Raw genomic sequence first — 21497 nt, forward strand, 5'->3', positions numbered from 1 at the left:
AGTGCTCCGCTCGACTTGCATGTATTAGGCACGCCGCCAGCGTTCGTCCTGAGCCAGGATCAAACTCTCCATAGTAGAAAAGCTTAATTGTACTCATTGACTTGCTAGCGAGATTATTCATCTCTTTATAGTCGATTACTCGACTGTGCTTACTCACTCGTTGTTCAGTTTTCAAAGATCAATTTCTTTCGTTCTCTGCCGCGTTACCGAAGCAGCGAGAAGTAATATACCATGTAAGAATTTCAATTGCAAGTGTTTTTTTCAACCATTTTTCAAGTTCTCAACATGTATAGTTTAACGATTAGTCTGACTATTTCATGCTGACCTATAAACGCGCTATATGAATTAAACTCGTTATTCATCCGCGTTAAATGGTGGATTTGCAATATACCATGCATGATAACTGAAATGCAATGTTTTATTTTTCCAATATAAATATATATTCACTCTTTCCTATACTTTGAAGTGCATCCTCTTTGTTGAATCCAGTTAGACAGGTAATTTTTTTCTTTTTAATCGTAGAATGCATACGTCAATCAAAAAACCTAATAGGAAGTAAAACAACATATAAACGCAGTAGGATAAAAACGTTAACTGCAAAAGGAAACTACTACTTGCTTTCCACTTATTGTTATCATAATTAAAAATCATGTGTCTTATTGATTCAATATCGCCAAGAGCATTTATTGGAGGAGTAATTCTAATCCATGCATTAGATAATTCACTGCCCAGGTAATCACTTAGGCAAACACTGAAACTTAAAATAGAAAGCCAGAATGAAACGCTTTTCAAAAATGCCAACAAGATCACCATCCGTTTAAAGAATATTTTTTTTCAACTAACCGATGCGATTCAAGTATTATTTCGTTGGTCATTATTGCAAGTACCCCCATCCGAATTTGTTGTTCTAAGAATGATATATTCGCGAAATGATTGAACTATCCTGTACGTTTGAGTGAAAGCCTTTTTTAAAAACTTAAGTTGCTACTTCAAAACTTTAATCTCTCCTGACAACAAAAAAAGCCCCGGACCGCGTCCTGCCGCTCCATAAAGGAACTTCAGGCTCGCGATCCGAGACTTTATTCAGCTTGCCTATTACTTTTTGATCGATTTCATGATCACAGTAACGGCTTCAGCACGCGTAGCGTTCGCTTGCGGCTTGAATGAACCGTCGCTATAGCCGTCGATCACATGGCTAGCCGATGCAGAAGCAACGGCGCTTAGTGCCCATTCGGAGATCGTTGTGCGATCCGTGAATGTATGGCCTGCCGATGCTGCAGGCAGCTTGGCTGCACGTACGATCATTACCGCCATTTGCTCGCGGGTGATTTGATCATCCGGTCCAAAGGAGCTATCGCTGTAGCCGGAGATGATGTCATAGGCTGCCGCTGTTTCAATTGCTTTGCGAGCCCAGTGATTGTTCGTGTCGGCAAAACCTTTGCCGCTTTTCTCTTGAAGCTTGAATGCTTTGACAAGAATCGATGCAAATTCCGCACGGGTAATCGTACGATCCGGCCCGAAAGTACCGTTAGGATAGCCCTCGATCGCTCCGGCTTGAATGAGCTCGCGAATATTCGCTTCCGCCCAATGGCCGGCGATATCGGACAAGTTACCTTTACCTGTAGAACCGGTATTCGTTGGATCCGTCGGTTGCTTATCTGTTGCCAATACGGCGAATTTCGTGAAGTGGTTGACTATACCACTAACCATAGCCTTGTCTTTATCAATGCTTGGGTTGCTGAGTGCATGCCACTTCTTCGCAGTCTCATCGTACCAGTAGACTGCCACGTCAGACTTAGTCAGATCTACCTTCGCCGGGTCAAACGGCAAACTAATCGTTAGATTAGCAGTGAAATTACCTGTCAAATCTTTCTTGATCTCAAACACATCGCTGATTAGCTTACCAGATGCGTCTTTTAGCATTTCATCGGTATTTGTTACTTTCTCAACCGTTACCCGGAAATCCTTGCTAGCTGCTCCAACTGGAATCACGATCATCACACCGTTGTCCTTCACCGTTCCTCCGTTAGTAGAGGAGATCAGAGTGCCGCTAGGAGCGGATCCACCTCCAGAGGATGGGGTGTCGCTAGACTGTCGATCTGCTCTAGTAATTTGAAGCTTGTATTCCTTCTGTGTCGTTCCATCTTGAGCTGTCACGTTTATCGTGATTATGTTCAAGCCCACGGAAAGATTAACTAGTTTATTGCTTGCCGCTTCACCATTGATTTCCACAATAGCATTGGCATCTTCTGCTGCTGCACTTACTGTAGCGCTGTTTATGCTATTGTCCACGTTAGCCGAATACTCGGTTTGGTTTGACGTGAGGCTGATAGTCGAATTGTCCAGCTTCAGCGATGCAAGGTTGGCATTCGTACTGGCCGCAGCATTGACTGTTAGCATGTATGCATTGGTTAGTACGCCATATGTTGCTGTAATCACAGTCTGACCTTTGTTGATTGCGGTGATTTGCCCGCTCGTACTGTCGATTCCTGCAACCGCCGTGATGCTGCTCGTAAAGATAACTCCCGATGTCGCATCTAGCTTCGTAGTACCGTATGTTGCTTCAGCAACAGAGTTCTCGCCTACGTTCATTGTCAACGGACCATTAATCGTTAATCGTACTTCTGAAACAATTGAATTGTTAAATGTTACAGTTGCTGTTGCCAATGCACTCACTTGCTCATCTGCTTGCGTTTGCGTCGCATTCGCATCCGATTGTACGGCTAAGGCAGCTGTAATGGCATTTTGAAGCGCATCGTGACCCTCTTGAGATACATTGCCATTAGCTGTACCTACCGTTTTGCTTACGAGTAGCGTCTGCGCACTAGTAATTGCTGTGTTTAATACGGTTTTATCCACAGTTAATGAAACGTTCAAGATCTCGGAACGGTCTCTGACTCTGATTCTCGGGTGCATATCCGAATCGCTGGAAACCTCGCCGATAGAAGCCAAACCGACTATGGAAACATTGGCTCCGTCTGTAACGAACGGAAGCGCTGTTCCCATTGTAATATATCCGTTAATGAATACAATTGCCGGGCCAGATCCATCGTTAATCGTAAATTGGTTAATGGTTCCGTCCGTGTCTTTATAAATATTTGACACGACGCCCTGTGTTTTCACCAAAAGTCCAGTATTTGCGGATGACATGGAAACTGCTGTCGTAAGAGTAGTAGGCGCGAATTTTTGGATACTTGGATCCAAAACAGTCATTTTGCTGACCGTCAACTCTACTTCACCTTGATAATGCGTGATCTTACCTTCAAACCTTGCCTTTTGTCCTTCCTGTATGCCTGAAGCAACCGGGAATAGATTGATGCCACCCGTTGCGTCCTGCGCATAAATAGAGTCGAAAAAGCCTTTATTTGTATCAGGATTCGTGCTTTGAGTATTTACCTCACTCGTCGCTGTTGCTTCAATGATGACATCTGTCCCATCCGGCAGATTCTTGGCGTTGGCAATGGTTGTAATCGTCATCGGATTAACCATTTTATAAAGATTATCCATTAAATTGTAATTGGCATAAGGCAATGTCCCTGCATTGTCCAAAGTTACTTGTATTTCGAAATTACTCATGAATGATCCGCCGGCAACGACGACAAGAGAAGTCTTACCGTTCGAATGCATAACAGTTTCAGATGCCGCCAGCAGTTTTTCTTCCGGGCTTGTTGCAACCTTGCTGTTTGGATTTACATATTTCGGTATATAAAGTCCTTGTGAATTACTTATTCCCTTATCGGTTTTATTCGTTCCGACTGTAACGTATTGAAAAGTATCCTTGGTCGCCCCGTACCCAAAGTTGTCATTGTCAGTTTCAGCCGAATACGTGCTTGGGAAACCAAAAACAAGTGGGCTGACCGTTGTCGGCAGCGTTGAGGTTCTCTCTCCTGTAGCCGGGTCTACAGCGTAAATGGTTGAGCCTGAGTATTGGCTGTAGGTCTGCCCGTCGACGACGCCTTGCAGCAACGGATTAGCCATGTTGAACTCTGTCGGATACAACCTGTATGGTTGTCCTCCATTTTTATCATCGTCCATCACCTCATCGTCGCCTTCGCGCAGCGTGGAGCCGATGGCTGTCAGGACATCGTTCTGCAGCTCGGACATATGTTTCTTCGGCGAAGACGGATCCGTGTTTGTGGATTCACCAAAGTCCGCGATATTTCCGAAGACAAGCGTGTTTCCGTTTTCCGAGAATGCTTTCAACGCCGCAACTTCTGCCGACGTGTAATTTGCCGGAGTCGGCCATGCGGTAACGCTTTTTCTTGACGGTGCATTCAAAATGATCATTTTGTATTTAGGATTGCTGGTAGCAGCAATTAATTCCGCCGACGTTTTCAATTGTACAACTCTCACACTGTTTGCACCCGCGAGAGTCATCATATTGGCCATTGTATCCGGATAGCTGCCTCCGCTGACGTACTCATTGCCGTGTGAGGCGTCAAGCCCGACATAAGACACGGAGTTGATATCTACGACCTTCATCGTATTGGTCCCCGTATAAGTCTTATCGACGCCGTTCACCGTAAGTACAGCGCTAATCGTGACTGTTTTGGTTCCGGGGGTTGTCGGTGTATAGCTGAATTCATGCTTTGCGACACCGGAAGACGCGATGTTTGTGCCGGGAGTATACGTTTTGTTGGCTCCCGAATCTCCGTCTACGGTATAAGAAATAGACTTAAGTGTGACGGGCGTGCTTTCATTATTGAAGAAATTTGTTGTTACATTCAACGCCTCTGTTGTAACAGGCATGACGGAACTGTTGGTTACCGAGGTAATTCCGACCTTCGGCGCTGAACCAAGCCATATCGGCGCAGTGACAGCTACGAAACCTTGGTTGTCCGTGATGATCGCGAAGTAATAGCCGGCAGCAGGCGCCGTCATTGAATAGGTGTAATTAACGTTACTGGTTCCTACAGGATACGTCTGCTGATCTACAATTTTTCCTCCGTAGCTTATCAGCTTAACAGATGCGATATTACTAGTCGCTACGCCTGGATTTTTATTGGCTGCTGTTACCGTAATGTTTGCGGTCGCAGGGGGAGCATTCAAAATAGCACCCATGCTATAGCTGTTCGTCCCGTCGGACAGATGATAGGTGACATCCAAATCCCTGTTTTCTGTCGACCATACCGAACGGTCGTGCAGCGCCGTATAAATTCCGCTCAATGTAAAATCGTTCGTATAAACGACCGTTGCAGCGGTATTCGATGTTCCCCAACCCTTTTTATGATTATCGCCGTTATTGGTCGGGGCTACGTGCCAGCCTTTGTCTAATGCCAGAATGAATTGGTCGACAGATCGGAAGTACCCGCCTGAGCCGATGGCGCCCTCGCCGTTACCTGCTTCAACAAGAGTGACTTTATCGTCAATCGCATTGTTATGATAACCAAAATCTGCAAAGTTACCGAATGTAGCTCCCGGATGATTCAACTGTGAAATGGAGCCCGGCGTACTCTGAAGCATTTGATAATAGGTTTGAAGACCACCATCATTTGTTTTGTTATTTAAAGTCGCGTTGTTGCGGCTGACAAAACCTGTTGTGTTAAACGTATTCATGTGCCCTGGACCGCCGGACCATGTCATCTCATAACCGTAGTCGGTCACGTATGCAGAAGTAGCTGCGTCCATCGCCGCCTTTTTGCCGGCAAGCCAAGGGGCGTTGGTTGTGTTGTAATTATTAATATTTTGATCATTGGCGACGTTGTAAGTTGCTGAATCGTAAGAGTTCGAGTGGTCTGTTACGATAAAGAAGTCAAATTTGCCCTGGTCTCTTGCATACGTGAACGCCTCTGGCAAGGTTCCTTGACCGTCTGAGTTCATCGTATGCGCGTGAAGGGATCCGTAATAGTTCTTTTCCCCACCGACTTCTTTCTTGGCTGTATATGAGAAATTCTCAGAAGCACTGTCCAAATAGTTTTGAAGTGTTGACTTTGCAGCTATTCTTACCGGGAAGTACGAGGCATCCAATGTGATAGGAACCGTATAGATTTGATTGGCTGTTCCCACCAGAGTACCGTCTGTGGAAGAAAAGGAATTTTTGTATACCGAATAAATGATTGTTGAATCCGCCGTTGCTGATGATAATGTGATAGGTGTTGCGGGATTAATTGCAGAGCTCCCTGGGCTTGCTAATACTTTTGCGACCTGGCTTTGTGTATAGGTAAAAGTTTGAGTCGCCGTTGTATAGGTGCCGTCTGACGCTGATGCTGTAATCGTTGCTGTTCCGTTTTGGAAGGCATCAACTGTAATATCAACGGAATTTGTTGTACTAATTACAGGGGCGCCTCCATTTAAGCTATAAGTTATTATCGCGCCTGTTGTTGTTGTGGCAAGCGTCACCTTGGAATTAAGCGGGATCGCCGTTCCGATAGGCGCGCTAGGTGTTATAAACTCAACGGTCGGCGCTGCAACAGCGATGAGATCAGCAACATTTGTAGAAAGCAGCTGTGCGCCGTTGAAATAACTGGCTATGGACCTTGTAATGTTAACATAGCTTCCTGAAACGCCAACTGCACTAGTAATACCATTACTGCGCAATGTCGTTTGTATACCTGCTTGGCTTACTGTGTGATTATAAAGAGTTCCTGGAGTTGTTCCAGCGACCGTGTTGAGCTTTACCGTATCGAAGGAAACCAACATGCCTTCGTATGTTCGGTCAGCAAGCTGGCTGAACATGATTTTGGTCGGAGTTGGAAGAGTCGGGCTAGCGTTGCGTACAACAATGTTCGTTGTTACATCATCTGGAACAATCTCCATCAAGCCGTTATAAAGCGTTGCTTTCCCATAGACATAGATTTCTTTGCCTACATAGGAGGAGATATTTGCGCTGGATTTAAAAATAACGAGACCGCTGCCGGCATTCATACCGTCTTGCACGTACAGAGTATTAGTGGCAGTTGAGTACGTACCGATGCCTTTTACCCAGGCATATTTCCCAGCATCAAGCTTTTTCGCATCAGCATTCGATGTGATGGTTTGCTGATTAAAGGAAAATGTAACCGCATCGGATGGCAGAAGCATCGTCGGCGACTTCGCTACAGCCTTCACGACAAACGGATTCGTTCCTGTAAAACCGCCTTCGGAAAGAGCTGTAAAAGGCGCTGAGTATAATTTTGTGGAACCGCCAACTGTTGTCGCTGGAGTTGTACCATCTGTTGTGTAAAAAATTTGTGCGTTAGTATCTGTATTAGCTAAAGTAATAGGCGTAACATCTAATATCGCACCAGTTGTATCTGGCGACGCTGTTACGGCAGGTGTAGTATAGGCAGGATCCTTGGCTCCGTAGAGTTGAAGCCCGTTAACTGTGTAGGTACCACCTGTGCCAATTGCACCATTTCCTTCAGAAGTATCCGATTTCTGAATCATTCTGATATATAACGTATTTTGATTCGCTGCCTCTGCCGGCAAAGTCATACCAAATTGTTCGAGAGACGTGCTCTCGATTTTAACGGTATAGCCTGTATCTGCAACTTTATTTCCGAATACAGTCCAGCTTGTTCCGTCAGTACTCCACTCTGTATTAAGATCACGAGGACCTGTGGCTGAAGAACGTGTGCCATAATTAAAAATCAGATCCTTAAATCCAACGGTGGAAGTCTTAATGTACCAATATCCTTTATCCGTCTGTCCACTGAAATTAGCGTTTGAGATCCCTCCAGTAGCATAGCTTAATCCTGAAGTTACTTGGGCGTTACTTTTAAATAATTGCAAAGTTGAACTTGAATTGGAATAATAACCGCTTGTTGCTGCAAAGCTTGGCGCCGCAGCAGTAACTTGTGCAGCACTGGTATAGTTCCAGGTTGCAATATCCGTTTTTCCCACGACACTTTGCGGTGGATTTTCAACAGAATTGCTTCCGCTAATTGCGGCGAATGCTGTTGTTGCTGGCAATGCAGGCGATATCATGTTCACTAATAGTAAACTTGACATGCCTATACGCCACAGCGCTTTTTTTAATGCTTTCATGTCCTCGCTCCTTGTATCAATTTTATTTATTGCAAAATCTTCGCTTGAAATGAAAGGATCTGAAGTGCCAGCAGGATGTCGAAATGACCCCCGCTTTGTCTTGCTGCCTCTCCGATTGTTTCATTTGTGCAAATATTTTAACAAACATGAATGGGGACATTATGAAATGTCCCTATTAGGCCAACTTGTCCTCTCGTTTCCGTGGAAATCTAATTAAACAAGGGTTAATAATTAGTTAATAATTAATCCAACTAATGATTACACATTAGAAATCACCCGTTCGACAAGCCACAGTCCGCCTAGCACCAGCGCCAGAGCGGAGCAGGCAACGGCAACGTGTCTCGCGTGTTTCCAGCGATAAAGAAGAGCTAACGCGGGCAGCACCAGGGCAACGATGATCACTTGAACCGTTTCAATTCCTACATTAAAACTGATCAGATCCACCGCCAATTCGCTCTTCGGAATGTCCATTTCTGTCAAGATGTCCGCAAAACCCATCCCATGGATCATTCCGAAGAAGAAGGTCAATACCCACCGGTAGCTGACTTTCTTGCGAATCAAATTGTCCATAGCGACATAACATATGCTCAGCGCAATGGCCGGTTCCACAATACGGGAGGAGACATGGATCACACCTGTGACTGTCAAGGCCAAAGTAATACTATGCGCAATCGTGAACGCTGTGATCGTCCCCGCATACTGCTTGAACGTTTGTCTTGCGATGAGCAGGGAGAATAAGAACAAAAGGTGGTCGTATCCCGATAAGATATGATTCATGCCCAGCACAAAAAAAGACAGCCAGCCGTCCATCGTACTTGACGAAGCTGCCTCCTCAGGCTCTTGCTGCTGAGGTGTCGCATCGCCCGACTGCAATCCGGCAAAATCATTTTCCGTCATTTGCAGCGTCCAGGTCCGGTTGTTGCCCGAGAGTGCCGCTGAGCTTTTCTGGGCTCCGTAATAAATCGTCATCAGGTTCACATAGTTGCTCGCTGTGTCGTTCAAATACAATTGATCGGTCAGCTGAATCGACTGGGACGATGCTACCGCTGGGAAAGAGACCTTCATAATTGCTCTTTTGCGGTACATACCGAAACTCTCAACTTGGGGCCACACCGCGCTTTCCCCGTTAATTTTCACAACGAGGTTGCTCTGCAGGACCGACAACAGCTTCTGATCCACTGCAGCGAATTCTCCTGAATCGAGTGTTCCGTCCTTATTTGTATCGCCCCCCACTAGCTCTATGACCGATAAGTCATCGAGTGCATAAGTAAGCTCCGTCTTGGATTTATAGAATTCCAATGTCGAATAAGTCGCGCTGTAGGCATGAGCATCCGCTCGATGTTCAATTGACAGAAGCACGATCAGCGCCATGCAAATTGAGAGAAAGAAACGCCATCGACAAACCGCCATATATGCCCTCCTTTTCTGTTTCTGCTTCTAGTTCTGCAGAAATCGGTAGTAGTATTCGATGCCTACCAAATCTATCATTCAATTGTTATATCCAGGTCAATTACTTGTTATTAAATTATTAAGTTCAATAGAAGAGAACTATTCACTGTCCAATTACTTACGCGGGTCCCAGATATATTTTCCGGTCCTATCGATGTATCCAATCCTTCCATCGGACAAGCTTACTTTTGCAATACCATTTCTAAATTCTCCAGCCATATTGTGCTTTAAATAATTACTCTCATCTTTCGTAACAACCGGGGCAACACTAAGTTTCCCTTCCTTGTTCATATACCCGCCAGCCCCATCAGCAATTGCAACTAAGCCTTCTGAAATCAACGTTTCGTCATAGCTATCATTTAAGGTAGGGCCAATTTTATATGCTCCAGTTTCATCTATATATCCTATTGAATAGTGATTGATGCTGTCGCCCACACATACCTTTGCAAGCCCTTCTGAAAAACTATAGGCCTTTGCATATTTAGGTTCGATCTTCATATTGCCCTTTGTATCAATATATCCGTACTCAACAGTGGATTGATCCTTATTCTGAACAGCTACGGCTGCTAATCCTCCCGAGAAGCTCTTGCCGGAAACATACGGACTAGCGTCAATCATTACTTTTCCTGTTTTGTCAATATACTGGTAGTGCTTATCATTCTTAACTATAGCTAAGCCATCTGAGAAGCTGCTAGCTTCATAATATTGAAATGGAATGATCATCTTTCCATAACGATCAATATACCCATACATTTCCGTTTTATCGTCTTGTACTAATATCAGACCTTCACTTTGCGTCTGCAAACCCGTTCCATTGAACAACATAGAAACGATCTGCATTTCAGGAGGTAACGTGTATAATATCTTACCCTTTCTATCCAGGATGAAGTAGGTAAGATCATACGTCATCGCATCTACTTGAATTGCTCCAGCTACACCCTCGTTATACTTGGTTATATAGGAGTAATCCGGCTTTACGACCATTTTTCCTGTCGTATCGATAGCACCATATTTTACATTATCTTGCTCCTTCATATCTTTGCTGCCATCTGAATCATTATTTAATAGAACGATGGCGACTCCATCATGAAAATCATCGGCCCATGCATAAGTTGGTTCTACGACGATCTTCCCACTTTTATTTACGTAGCCCCATTTTCCATCGACTTGTATCGGATATAATAATGCTTTTTCATTGTTCTTCTTGTTTACAGCTTGAATACCTATGATTATCGCTGCCAGAATGAAAATGATAATTGGCACCCAAATGATACTTTTCTTCATTCGTCCACTTCCTATATTCCCAAAATCAATTACTACTATAATTCTATTCACTTATATTTTGGCTGCATAAGCGTCATAATAAGCTTTGGTAAAGAAATCGACATGTTCTGACAAAAAAATCTTCTGCATAGATGCAAATAGAGCGCACTCGAAGGGACGAATGCGCTCGTGGTACCACACTAGGTTACTAACCTTGCCGTTTTAATAATAAGTAAACATACGCCTAATATCGACTCTACCAGAAAGATTATCGCAAGTTGCCGCATTTTTCTGGACTTCCTCAACATTTCGCATCCCGATCAAGGCGACATCTACATGCGGATTAGAAAGCACAAACTGGATTAATGCCTGGGTATAATCAAAATGGTTTTCTGGATGAACCATAGCCAACCAACGTTGAAAAACCCCGGAAGTAAAAGCCCGCATAACAGCAATACCCAGACCCGCTTTCTCTGCTTCAAGGATGCTTCCAAAGGGTCTGTTCGGATCATACGGATGCTGCATGAGGACATTGTAACAAATCTGCATAATATCAAATTGTCCACATTGGATGAAATCATAAACAGCCCGGTTCGAGTCTTCACTGGTAAAACCAATAAAACGAACCAAGCCCTCCGCTTTGAATTGAAGCATTTGCTCCAATACCCCGTCGTGCAACACTTTCTGTACATCTTGATCCGTATAGCTGGTACCGTGAAGCTGAAAGAAGTCCAAGTGATCTGTCTGCAATCGGTTCAAGCTCTGTTCGAGAGATCGCCGGAGTTCATCGGGATCGCAAATCTTGGCCTTGCTTGCCAGAAATACAGAGTTTCGGCTGCCCTTCAAGGCGTATCCAATCAGCTCTTCGCTTTTACCGCTGCCATATCCGGGGGCTGTATCGAAATAGTTAATGCCTGCTGCTAGTGCTGCGTCAATGGCTCCGATAATGTTGTTATTATTTTCCGGCAAATCCGGATTGTACGCCCCCAAATAATTCCTCAATCCAGCTGGAGCGCCGCCAAAACCTATTCGACTCACCATTGCCTTCGTTTTTCCGAATTCTACATACTCCATATTGTTCACACCCTTATAAGTTAGTTGAATAGCAAAGAGGCAAGGAAGTCCTTACCTCATGCAAATATGGCGTTCTATCGATAAACTTTACTTTTGAGCTAGCCGATTTTGATATTCGACATTGAATTCTTCCGTAATCTTTTGGTAATTTGGATCCTTCTTCAGCGTGTCCATATATTTATCCCAATCTTCGATTGTAATTTTCCCAATAATGACTTGGGTTTTCATGTCAGCGATTTTTTTCTTATAGTCGGCACCCATCTTAATATCCGTACTGGAAACAAGGCCAATCGCCGGATTACCAACGGAAACCTTCGCTCTTTCTTCCGTGATTTTCATGTTTCTCTGATAAGTCTCTTTGGGCATGCCAGCCGCATACTGCCACAAATCAACGACAGGCGTACTGAACATTTTACCCCACGTTGCTGTTCCTACACTGTCTGCCACTGCTTTATCATTAGATACTTTTAAACCATCGTTAAGCGTATAATGAACATCTTTAATACCGTACAAGGTTAAATCCAGCCCTTCACCGCCGGAACCATAATTCACGAAGTTTAAAATGGCCTTCATCTTTTCTTCCGGGACTGATTTCGGAATAGCCAGTACACCATTCATCCCTGTTCCTTGGGGCACATAAGGTTTGCCTCCAGCTTTGGGAGCTAAAGAGATCATTGGCGTCCATTCTACCTTCGGATCTTTCTTCCATTGGTCCATTGTATATCGGAATAGTGCCTCTGGCGTTTCATTCGTAATTCCGGCTCTACCACTAGTAGCGAGTTCCCAATATTGATTTTCTTTCAAAACCGGGAAGTCCTGCGGAATTAATCCTTCTTGGTACAATTTACGTTGGTAAAGTAGTGACTCTTTCATTTCCGGCTCCAGATACATATTAACCAGCTTACCGTCTACAGCTTTCCACATGCCAACTGTCCCTAAGAATACTTCGTCAATGGTTGCTGATCCCCGCATCGTGAAACCAATCGTATCTTTTTTACCATCTGGCGCGTTCTCCTTAAAAGCCTTCATCACCGTATAAAGCTCATCCATGTTCGTCGGCATCTTAAGCCCAAGCTTATCCAGCCAATCTTTGCGAATGTCGAAAAATCCGCCTCCATCCAGCGGCCGCCCAGCAGGAACGGCAAAACTTTTGCCATCAATTTTGGTATTGCTCCACGTTTTTGGATTAATGGACACCAGGTTTGGATAATCTTTGATATAAGGCGTCAAATCCCAGAATGCTCCCTGCTTCACCATTTGGCGGAATAAAGCTGTCGTGATATCCGGAATTTTAATCAAATCCGCGATATCTCCAGCCGCGAGCGCTACATTCACCCGATCCGCATAATCACTCCCTGGAATCCATTGAACTGTCAGCTTCGTATTCGTTCTTTTCTCAAACTCTTTCAGAACCGGATTATCGGCACCTGGAGGCTGGGTTATCGTAAAGTCCGTCATGATTTTGATCTCGGTAGGCTTCGCTGGCGCTTTGGTCTCTTCTTTCGCAGTTGTCACTCCATCCTTCGCCGGAGCTGAAGAGGGCGGTGAGGAACAGGCTACTGTAAGGGAAAAGGATACAACTAACGTAGATAAAACGAGAAACTTTTTCATTTTTAACTCATCTCCCATAAATGTAGTTGATAGACTCGTTCACCTTGCCTAGATTGCGCTTACATAATTGTTGTTTTCATGCCATACGTTACACGGTCCAGCCACTTTCACTAACTTTCCTATCATAATAAGCAGTGTCAATATGTAATCCGAAGCCAGGGGTCGAAGGCACTGAGATTTTACCATCCTTAATGACATAACCGGAAGTGTCAATACCCGGAATCTGCGCCTCATCCCACTCCACAAACATGAACCCTTCGATGGCTGGATAGACCTGAGCTGAAGCAAAGTTACCGTAAAAACCACCGTAATTATGTGGTGCTGCTTTTACTCCGCTTTTCGCCAATCTTTTGGCTAACTTCAACCAGTTCACAATGCCATAGTCCTTCAAATCGTATTGAATAGCATCAATCAAGCCTTGTTCCGCCCATTCCACAATTGGTCCGGCAGCTAACCCTTCACCGTCTGTGATCAGCACATTCAATTTCTCCTCGTGCATCCAATCCTTCAGATTACGGTAGAGCCTGTCATCTTCGTGAAAAGCTTCCTCTATCCACAGCAGGTTGGACTGTGCTGTTTCTTTCAACACCTGTTTGGTCAGGTTCAAATTGTACCCATTGTTCGCATCAATAGAAAGGTTACACTGTGGGCCAACGGCCTCCCTAATCCCGTTCACAATCGCAATATCCCTTTTGGTTCCCTCCATTAAATCCATATGCATGGCGCCACGGCCTACTTTAATTTTGAAACCGCGGAAACCTTCGTTATATCCTTGCATGGCTTCTTCCTGGAGCAGTGCGACCGCATCCTGTTCAGAACTCAGATGCAGATCGTCGAAATACAACGATGTATCGTAGCAAGGAACCGTTAAAGGGGATGTCCACTCTTTTTGGCTCAATAGTTTATACACGGGCATTTCTCTTACATTTGCAAGCCAATCTATTAGCGGGAATTGAATGCTTTGAAAACGGTCTTTAATCCATTGTTCTTCACAAAATATTTCGCTGACTGAAGCTCCGATCATGGCTTCGGCAGCTTCCCTAGAGATACGTGACCAGCTGTAACCTGTGATGCCCCCAATCGTAATTCGAACCAGAGGAAAACTGACCTCTTTTCCGTGTACACCAAGCCTTGCATTGCAGCCAGCCAATCTTCTGCGTTCACCCTTCATAAGCACCTGTTCGATCTTCTCAATCTTCCAATTTTTTTCCAAGTCAGAAAAGTTATACATGTTATCCTAGTCTCCTTTAAGATACTATTTATTTGATTGACAGGCCTGCCGGGTTAATCCGTTCAGATTATCCTTTAACAGAGCCTAACATAACACCTTTTGTAAAATGCTTTTGCAAAAACGGGTATACCATCAAAATGGGAAGTGTAGATACAACAACTGCGGCCATCTTAATGGTTTGAGTAGGCAGCTGCTTATCCGAAGCCATCTCGACCGCCACTGCTCCGCCGACCGACGTATCGGAATCAATGAGCATGTTGCGCAGGACAATTTGTAAAGGCACCTTTGTAAAATCATTAATATACAGTACGGCGCTAAAGAACGTATTCCAATAGGCCACAGCATAAAATAACCCGAAAGCGGCGAGCGATGCGACAGAAAGCGGTAAAATAATTCGAAAAAAGATGCTGAGGTCATTACAACCATCAATCATTGCAGCTTCTTCCAGTTCTACAGGAATGCTGTCAAAAAAACTTTTCATCAATATCACATACCAACCACTGGTCAACACAGGGACAATCAACGCCCACACACTGTTGATAAGACCCAAATCGCGGACCAATAGATAGGTAGGAATGATTCCCGGATTGAAAAGGATCGTAAACATGACCATGATCATCATGGCCTTCCTTCCACGCAGTCTTTTGCGCGAAAGTCCGAATGCGAAGGCTGATGTTATCATGAGACTTAACATGGTTCCCACCGTAGCTAGAAAAGCGCTGACCCCAGTTGCACGAATGAAAGCAGAAGTAGAAAGCAAGTATTCATAAGCACCTACACTCCATTTGCTCGGGAACAGGACAAAGCCATATTTCTCTATGTATTCACTAGGTTCCGTAAAGGAAACGACGAATACGTAGTACAAGGGAAATAACGTAATAATCCCAATTACAACAAGCAGCAGGATATTTGCCATACCAAATATACGATCTCCCAAGCTTTCTCTCATTGCATAACCTCCTCCGAGTTTTCGTAGAAAGATGCTTCGGCATACGCTTTTAATACACACCCTCTTCGCCGAAGCGTTTGGCCAGCCAGTTAGCCCCAACAACAAGTACTAGTCCAATCACGGATTTAAACAAACCGGCTGCCGTTGTATAGCTGAATTGTCCTTGTTGAATCCCATTTCGATAGACATACGTTTCGAAGACGTCCGCAACGTTTGCAACTGCGCCATTACTCATCAAAAACACTTGTTCAAAGCCAACATCCATGATTTGCCCCAAGCGCAAAATTAAAAGAATAATAATGACGTTACGGATACCTGGTAAGGTAATATGCCACATTTGTCTAATCCGGCTGGCGCCATCAATCTTCGCTGCTTCATACAGTTGCGAGTCAATGCCTGTAATGGCTGCGAGGAAAATAATCGTTCCCCAGCCCGTGTCTTTCCAAATATTTTGACCCGTAAGCAAACCCCAGAAGAAATTCTCGTTCGTCAAAAAATCAATTTTGGAAAAACCAGCATGCTCGAGCAGCATATTCACAATCCCATTCGATTGCGAAAGGATTAGAAAGGTAATCCCTGCGATAATGACCCAAGAAAGAAAATGCGGTAAGTAGACAACAGATTGTATAACGCGTTTAAAATATTTGTTGGTCACTTCATTCATGCAAAGTGACAAAAGAATAGGAAGTGGAAAGAAAAAGACCAGGCTTAACAGGCTAATCATCATGGTATTACGAAACAATAGAAAGAAACTGGGATTCGTAAAAAATCGAACAAAATTTTCAAAACCTACCCAAGTGCTTTTCAAAACTCCCAAATAAGGTGAATAATCCTGAAAGGCAATAACCAGCCCCCACATCGGATAGTATTTGAAAATAAGAAAGTACAGGACTCCTGGAAGAACCAGTAGATATAAATACTTATCACGTTTGAATTCGGACCACAGTGAAGTCTTTGCCTTTCTTTGAATAAGTTGCTGTTGATTTGCCTTCGTCACTTGGATACCCATGTACCAATCCTCCCCTGCATTACTTGTGATCAGCTGATGGCCTAAATTTAAAGCACTCGTCTACGGAGCACAATAATAATAAATTATTACTATGTCTCGAAAAATTTCCGGCTATCGTCTTTTTTTGAAATGAGCAAAAAAAGCCCTTTAGACAGGAGGAAGGGCCTTTAGAAATGATATGTAATATGCCGATAGGTGAACCTTTTACTGCAGCGATTGCGTGTGCTTTTCCCGATACTGCCGGGGAGTGATGCTCTCACTTTTTTTGAACATACGGATCAGGTAGGACGGTTGATAGTGCAATTGCTCTGCGATATCATTGATTTTCATATCGGTTGTCACTAACAGCTCCTTGCATTTCTCTACTCTCATTCGAACCATCGTATCGATAAAATTGATCCCATTGATTTGCCTGAACACCTTGCTTAGCTTGGAAGCACTCATCTGCAGCTGATCTGCATACATATCAAGCGAAACATCAAGCAAGATGTCCTTCTGCATTTGCACAAGCAAATTCTCAATCATTTCTCTTAAATTGCTATCGTAGGTAATGGTTAAAGCTTTCACAAAAGGCCTTATCAACTTGCATTGGAACCATTCCAGGATTTGGTCAGGCTCGGACAACTGCATAAGCTGCTCATAGAGATGACCCCCTCCATATAGGGCGAAAAGGTCTACTTCTTGCTTCAGAATCTCATTATGAATGGTTCCGAGCAGTTTCATCATACCTTGGTGAACCATTAACTCAGCATTATGATTGCTTTGCAGTTCAAGCATGAATTGTTTAATGAGCCGCATGGCTTCCTCTTCAAGTCCCATACTGACGGTATGTACAATCTCTCTTTCCAGCTCAAAAGGGAACTGATTCTGGCTTGTATTCGTCAGCAAGAACTGATTCATATCCAACATTTGATTGGACGTATGGTGGTCACGAAACCGGAGAGCTTTTCTCGTCTGCTCCAGAATCTCGGGTATATCCTTCATCGAATCAGATATTTGGCTAGTCACAATAGTAACTTTCATGTGCAGAACGTTATTTACCGCCACGATGTAGTCGTGGGCAAGTTTGTTGAAGTTCGCTTTAATCGCTTCATTCGACTTGGCAGGATCTAGCACGAAAAATACACCAATGGATAAATCCTGGAAGTTAATGATATGAACCATGTTCGATTTCTCCGTGCATAGTTCTTTAATAATATTAGACGCCGCGAAGGTGACTAACTGAGCATCCCGCTCTGAAAATTTACCACCTAATTCAGAAATACCATGAAACTGCGCGACCATAATGGCAAATCTGCGTTGATGAACATCCCAATCAAGCTGTTTCAACTTCTGAAGAAGCTCGGATTCCGTGTGTGAGTACAAATGGCCTTGCAAAAATTGCAGCAAGAAACTCTCTCTTAGCGCAGGAATAGACTGCTTAATTTGAATAGAAAGGTCCTGCTGTGCTTGTTGCTGCAGCTTCCATTGATGCTCGATATACGTAATTTCGTTTTTTTCGTTCGACCGGTTACTTCTGGAATTTTCAAAAAGAGACTTTAACCGGTAGATAGGGTCATATATTTTGTTGGAAGCAAACCATGAAAGCATCAACCCAATCGTCAATCCAAACATACTAATCCAGAGAATCAGAGTGGACAAGGCCGTTACAGGTGCTATGATTTGCGATACAGGTGTGGCAGAGACAACCGTCCATTTACTGCCCAACTTAGAAATCTTCCCGTACGATACGTTATATTTTTTGTGATGCCAGTCGAATTTGAACATATTCTCGTTGGCATTTTCTACAGATATTTGACTTTTTAATGCATCTTCCAGCGTCTGTACCCCTTGACTGTCTTCATGACTTGGCGGCGTTGTTAAGTAGTCTCCATTTTCATTAAACAGAAAAGCGACACCTTCCCCTGAAACAAGTTTCTGAACCATTGTGTTTAATTTATTTTGATCCAAGTAAATAATGAACATTCCGAAGGAACCATACATTTGGCCACCTGGAAGTTTAATAATGATCGCTTTATTTATCGTGTCCGGCATATTTATCTTTTTTAAGGAATAGTCCCAATAGATTGTTCGCTCCTGTTCAAGCAATGAATTCAACAAGTCTCGATCCTCATCTGTTCGCACAGATTCAAACCCTGCCTCATCTCCGATAATCTTATCTGAATTACGTAAGTACAGGCTTACGCTGTTAATAAGAGAATTCGATTCCGTGATAAGTGAAAACGATTTCATAATTTCGTTCGTTGTTTGGAACTCCCAGACGAAATCCAACTGTTTCAGTGTCTCGTCCAAGCTCCGGTCGAAAGCAAGCCGTACAACAGAATGCTCCAGATTAGCCATATAATCATTCAATTGCTGGATCGATGAATGAAGCTGATTCTGATGAGCCTTATTCACTTCGGTTTCGATCCGATCTGTGCCGATATAATAAATAATGACGCCTATAAAAGCAATAGGAATACAAGTAATTAAGAGCACAATACCTAAGTTTTTCCAATATATAGTTCCCCTGCTTTTGCTCATTTGCTTATTCATCTGTTCAACCTCACACCCATCGCCTATTTTGGTTGTATTGAACAATTAATTCGTCACTCTTGTAAATATTCCTCCAGTGGTTCCTTATTTTGCACCTATCAAACTTCTCATGGAAAGTTTCATTTAAGCTATTTTATCCCACGCTTTTCAGACTGGACTCGCATAGAATAAGGGTATATTAGCAGTAAAGGCAAACAAAGGAGAGATTTTAATGTCTGAGGTCGTTCTTAACTAGTAATTTCATAGTGCACCCCGTTATGTTTGGCGTACGCGAGTAAACCGTTCAATTGGACAGGTTTGTTTTGTCGTGCTCAAGTGGCAGGTTGCATGTGAATCTGTTAAGAACATCAGTTTCTCCCTAAGCGGACTGGAAACGATTGTTGTTTCCAGTCCGTTTTTTTGTACCCAAAAGGAGGCATTCATTTGAACAAGTCCACTTATCAACGTCTAGAATACGACCGCATTAAACAGCGTTTGGCCGACTTTGCCATGAGTTATTTGGGCCGCGCCCATATTATGAACATGGAACCCCTCATCGAGATGAACCTCGTCGCAACACTACTTCAAGAAACCGAAGAAGCGGTTAGTGTCATCGCCCACGGTGCCAGTGTGCCTATCCCGTCCCTCGAAGGAATTGAGGCGCTTATAGGCACTTTCGGGAAAGGATTCATATTTACACCACAGGACTTTATGCACTTCGCCAGATTCATCGAAAGTACGCAGCAGCTTAAGAGTTTTATGAAAAAGAAGGAATCGCTCACCCCGCGCATCGCCTCCTACGCGCTATCCCTATACGACCTGCGCGAACTGCTGGCCGAAATTCGGCGCTGTATTCGCAACGGTCAAATCGATAATGAGGCGAGTGCTGCCTTGTCGCGTATCCGCAAAAAGATGAGCATACTCGACGATCGCATTCGCAAGAAGCTCGACACAGCCATGTCCAAATACCGCAGCTATTTGCAAGAAAGCGTCGTCTCGATGAGGGGAGGCCGGTACGTATTGTCCATCAAGAAGGAACACCGCAAACAAGTTGGCGGTACCGTGCTGGACGAGTCGGCAAGCGGTCAGACTGTATTTATTGAGCCGGCTGATATCACTGGCATGCATATCGAGCTTATGCACCTGCAGGCCGAGGAAGCCTCAGAGGAAACAAGAGTACTCAGCCAACTAACAGATCTGATTGAGAACAGTAAGCACGAAATTTCAATCAACTTAGAAACGATCGGCCATTACGACTTTATGTTCGCTAAGGCCAAATACGCTAAAATAATCAACGGACGAAGAGTCAAATTAAACGATCGCGGCCGGATCTCCATATTCGGCGGCCGTCATCCACTGCTCGGCGGGCATTCCGTACCGCTTGATATCCACATCGGCGACAATTACCGCGCGCTTGTGATTACAGGGCCCAATACGGGAGGTAAAACGGTTTCGCTGAAAACCGTCGGTCTGCTGACCCTTATGGTGCAGTCAGGTTTGCTCGTACCGGTCGGAGAAGGAAGCGAGTTTGCTGTGTACAGATCCGTTATGGTTGATATCGGTGACGGCCAAAGTCTTGAAAATTCGCTCAGCACATTCTCTTCGCATGTCAAGAATGTGATCGGCATCCTGGGTGAAGCCGGACCCTCGTCGCTGATCCTTCTAGACGAGCTTGCCTCGGGGACCGACCCTGGCGAAGGAATTGGCCTATCGATTGCTGTGCTTGAGGAATTGTACCGCCGCGGGGCCATCGTCATGGCTACGACGCATTTTAACGAGATCAAGAAATTTGCCGACGCTGCTCCCGGCTTCGAGAATGCGCGTATGGAATTTGATAGCGAAACGCTTGAGCCCCTTTACAAGTTGACGATTGGTCAAGCAGGCTCTTCCTATGCCTTCTACATCGCGCAAAAACTCGGTATGCCGCCTGCGCTCATCGAGAGATCGAAGCAGATCACCTACGAGGCGACACTACGCTCGCCCGAAGCTCCTGTCATAGTTGCTGCAGATATAGGAGATAAGCCTGTAAAACTCCCATTGAAAGAAAAAAGAGAGATAGCGCCAGTGCCGAATTTCGCTATTGGCGACTGCGTCTGGGTGCACTCCCTGCGCCGCACAGGCATTGTTTGCAGCGAGCCAGACCATCGCGGAAACATTACGGTGCAAATCCAGAAAGAGAAAGTACGCATCAACCACAAGAGATTGTCACTTTATATCGAGCGCAGCCACCTATACCCGGAAGGAGACTACGATATGGACATCGTGTTCGAATCGAAAGACACCCGCAAGAAGCGAAAACAGATGAGCAAGCGTCATGTTGAAGGGCTAACGATCGAGTATAAGGAGAAGGAGTAAGCAATTAACTGCTATTCGAAATGCGAAAAGAGGCAGTCCCAGGTCAACTAATGACCAAGGGATTGCCTCTTTTTTTA

At 44.3% G+C, this 21497-nt stretch carries 10 protein-coding genes and 1 rRNA gene; 1 reads left to right on the plus strand and 10 read right to left on the minus strand.

Translation table 11 applies throughout. The annotated features are described in order from the left end of the window. The 10 genes from GQF01_RS28630 to GQF01_RS28675 all read right to left on the minus strand — a co-directional run. Positions 1–75 (minus strand): 16S ribosomal RNA (locus GQF01_RS28630); the annotation flags it as partial. 1020 nt (positions 76–1095) lie between these two features. Beyond that, the gene (locus tag GQF01_RS28635; RefSeq protein ID WP_161410364.1) at positions 1096–7965 is read right to left on the minus strand and encodes an S-layer homology domain-containing protein; all 6870 of its coding nucleotides are present in this window, start codon (positions 7963–7965) and stop codon (positions 1096–1098) included. A 258-nt stretch (positions 7966–8223) separates the two neighbouring features. Beyond that, entirely contained in the window at positions 8224–9375 is a 1152-nt protein-coding gene (locus GQF01_RS28640; RefSeq protein WP_161410365.1) for a HupE/UreJ family protein, read from the minus strand. Positions 9376–9528: 153 nt separating this feature from the next. Then, the gene (locus GQF01_RS28645) at positions 9529–10698 is read right to left on the minus strand and encodes a WG repeat-containing protein (RefSeq protein WP_161410366.1); all 1170 of its coding nucleotides are present in this window, start codon (positions 10696–10698) and stop codon (positions 9529–9531) included. A 201-nt stretch (positions 10699–10899) separates the two neighbouring features. Then, complete coding sequence (locus GQF01_RS28650; RefSeq protein WP_161410367.1) at positions 10900–11751, minus strand: aldo/keto reductase; 852 nt, start codon at positions 11749–11751, stop codon at positions 10900–10902. Positions 11752–11838: 87 nt separating this feature from the next. Continuing rightward, positions 11839–13362, minus strand: coding sequence for an extracellular solute-binding protein (locus GQF01_RS28655; RefSeq protein WP_161410368.1), 1524 nt, complete (start codon positions 13360–13362; stop codon positions 11839–11841). Positions 13363–13450: 88 nt separating this feature from the next. Next, the gene (locus GQF01_RS28660) at positions 13451–14593 is read right to left on the minus strand and encodes an enolase C-terminal domain-like protein (protein WP_161410369.1); all 1143 of its coding nucleotides are present in this window, start codon (positions 14591–14593) and stop codon (positions 13451–13453) included. Between the two features lie 67 nt (positions 14594–14660). Next, a complete protein-coding gene (locus tag GQF01_RS28665; protein ID WP_161410370.1) occupies positions 14661–15542 on the minus strand; it encodes a carbohydrate ABC transporter permease in 882 nt (293 codons plus the stop codon). A 49-nt stretch (positions 15543–15591) separates the two neighbouring features. Next, positions 15592–16551, minus strand: coding sequence for an ABC transporter permease (locus tag GQF01_RS28670; RefSeq protein ID WP_161410371.1), 960 nt, complete (start codon positions 16549–16551; stop codon positions 15592–15594). A gap of 204 nt (positions 16552–16755) precedes the next feature. Further along, positions 16756–19074, minus strand: coding sequence for an AraC family transcriptional regulator (locus tag GQF01_RS28675; protein ID WP_161410372.1), 2319 nt, complete (start codon positions 19072–19074; stop codon positions 16756–16758). 435 nt (positions 19075–19509) lie between these two features. Here GQF01_RS28675 and GQF01_RS28680 point away from each other — a divergent pair, with 435 nt between their 5' ends. Beyond that, a complete protein-coding gene (locus GQF01_RS28680) occupies positions 19510–21420 on the plus strand; it encodes an endonuclease MutS2 (RefSeq protein ID WP_235960616.1) in 1911 nt (636 codons plus the stop codon). Positions 21421–21497: the final 77 nt, after the last annotated feature.

It is taken from the genome of Paenibacillus silvestris, from assembly GCF_009882985.1.
GTDB lineage: Bacteria > Bacillota > Bacilli > Paenibacillales > NBRC-103111 > Paenibacillus_E > Paenibacillus_E silvestris.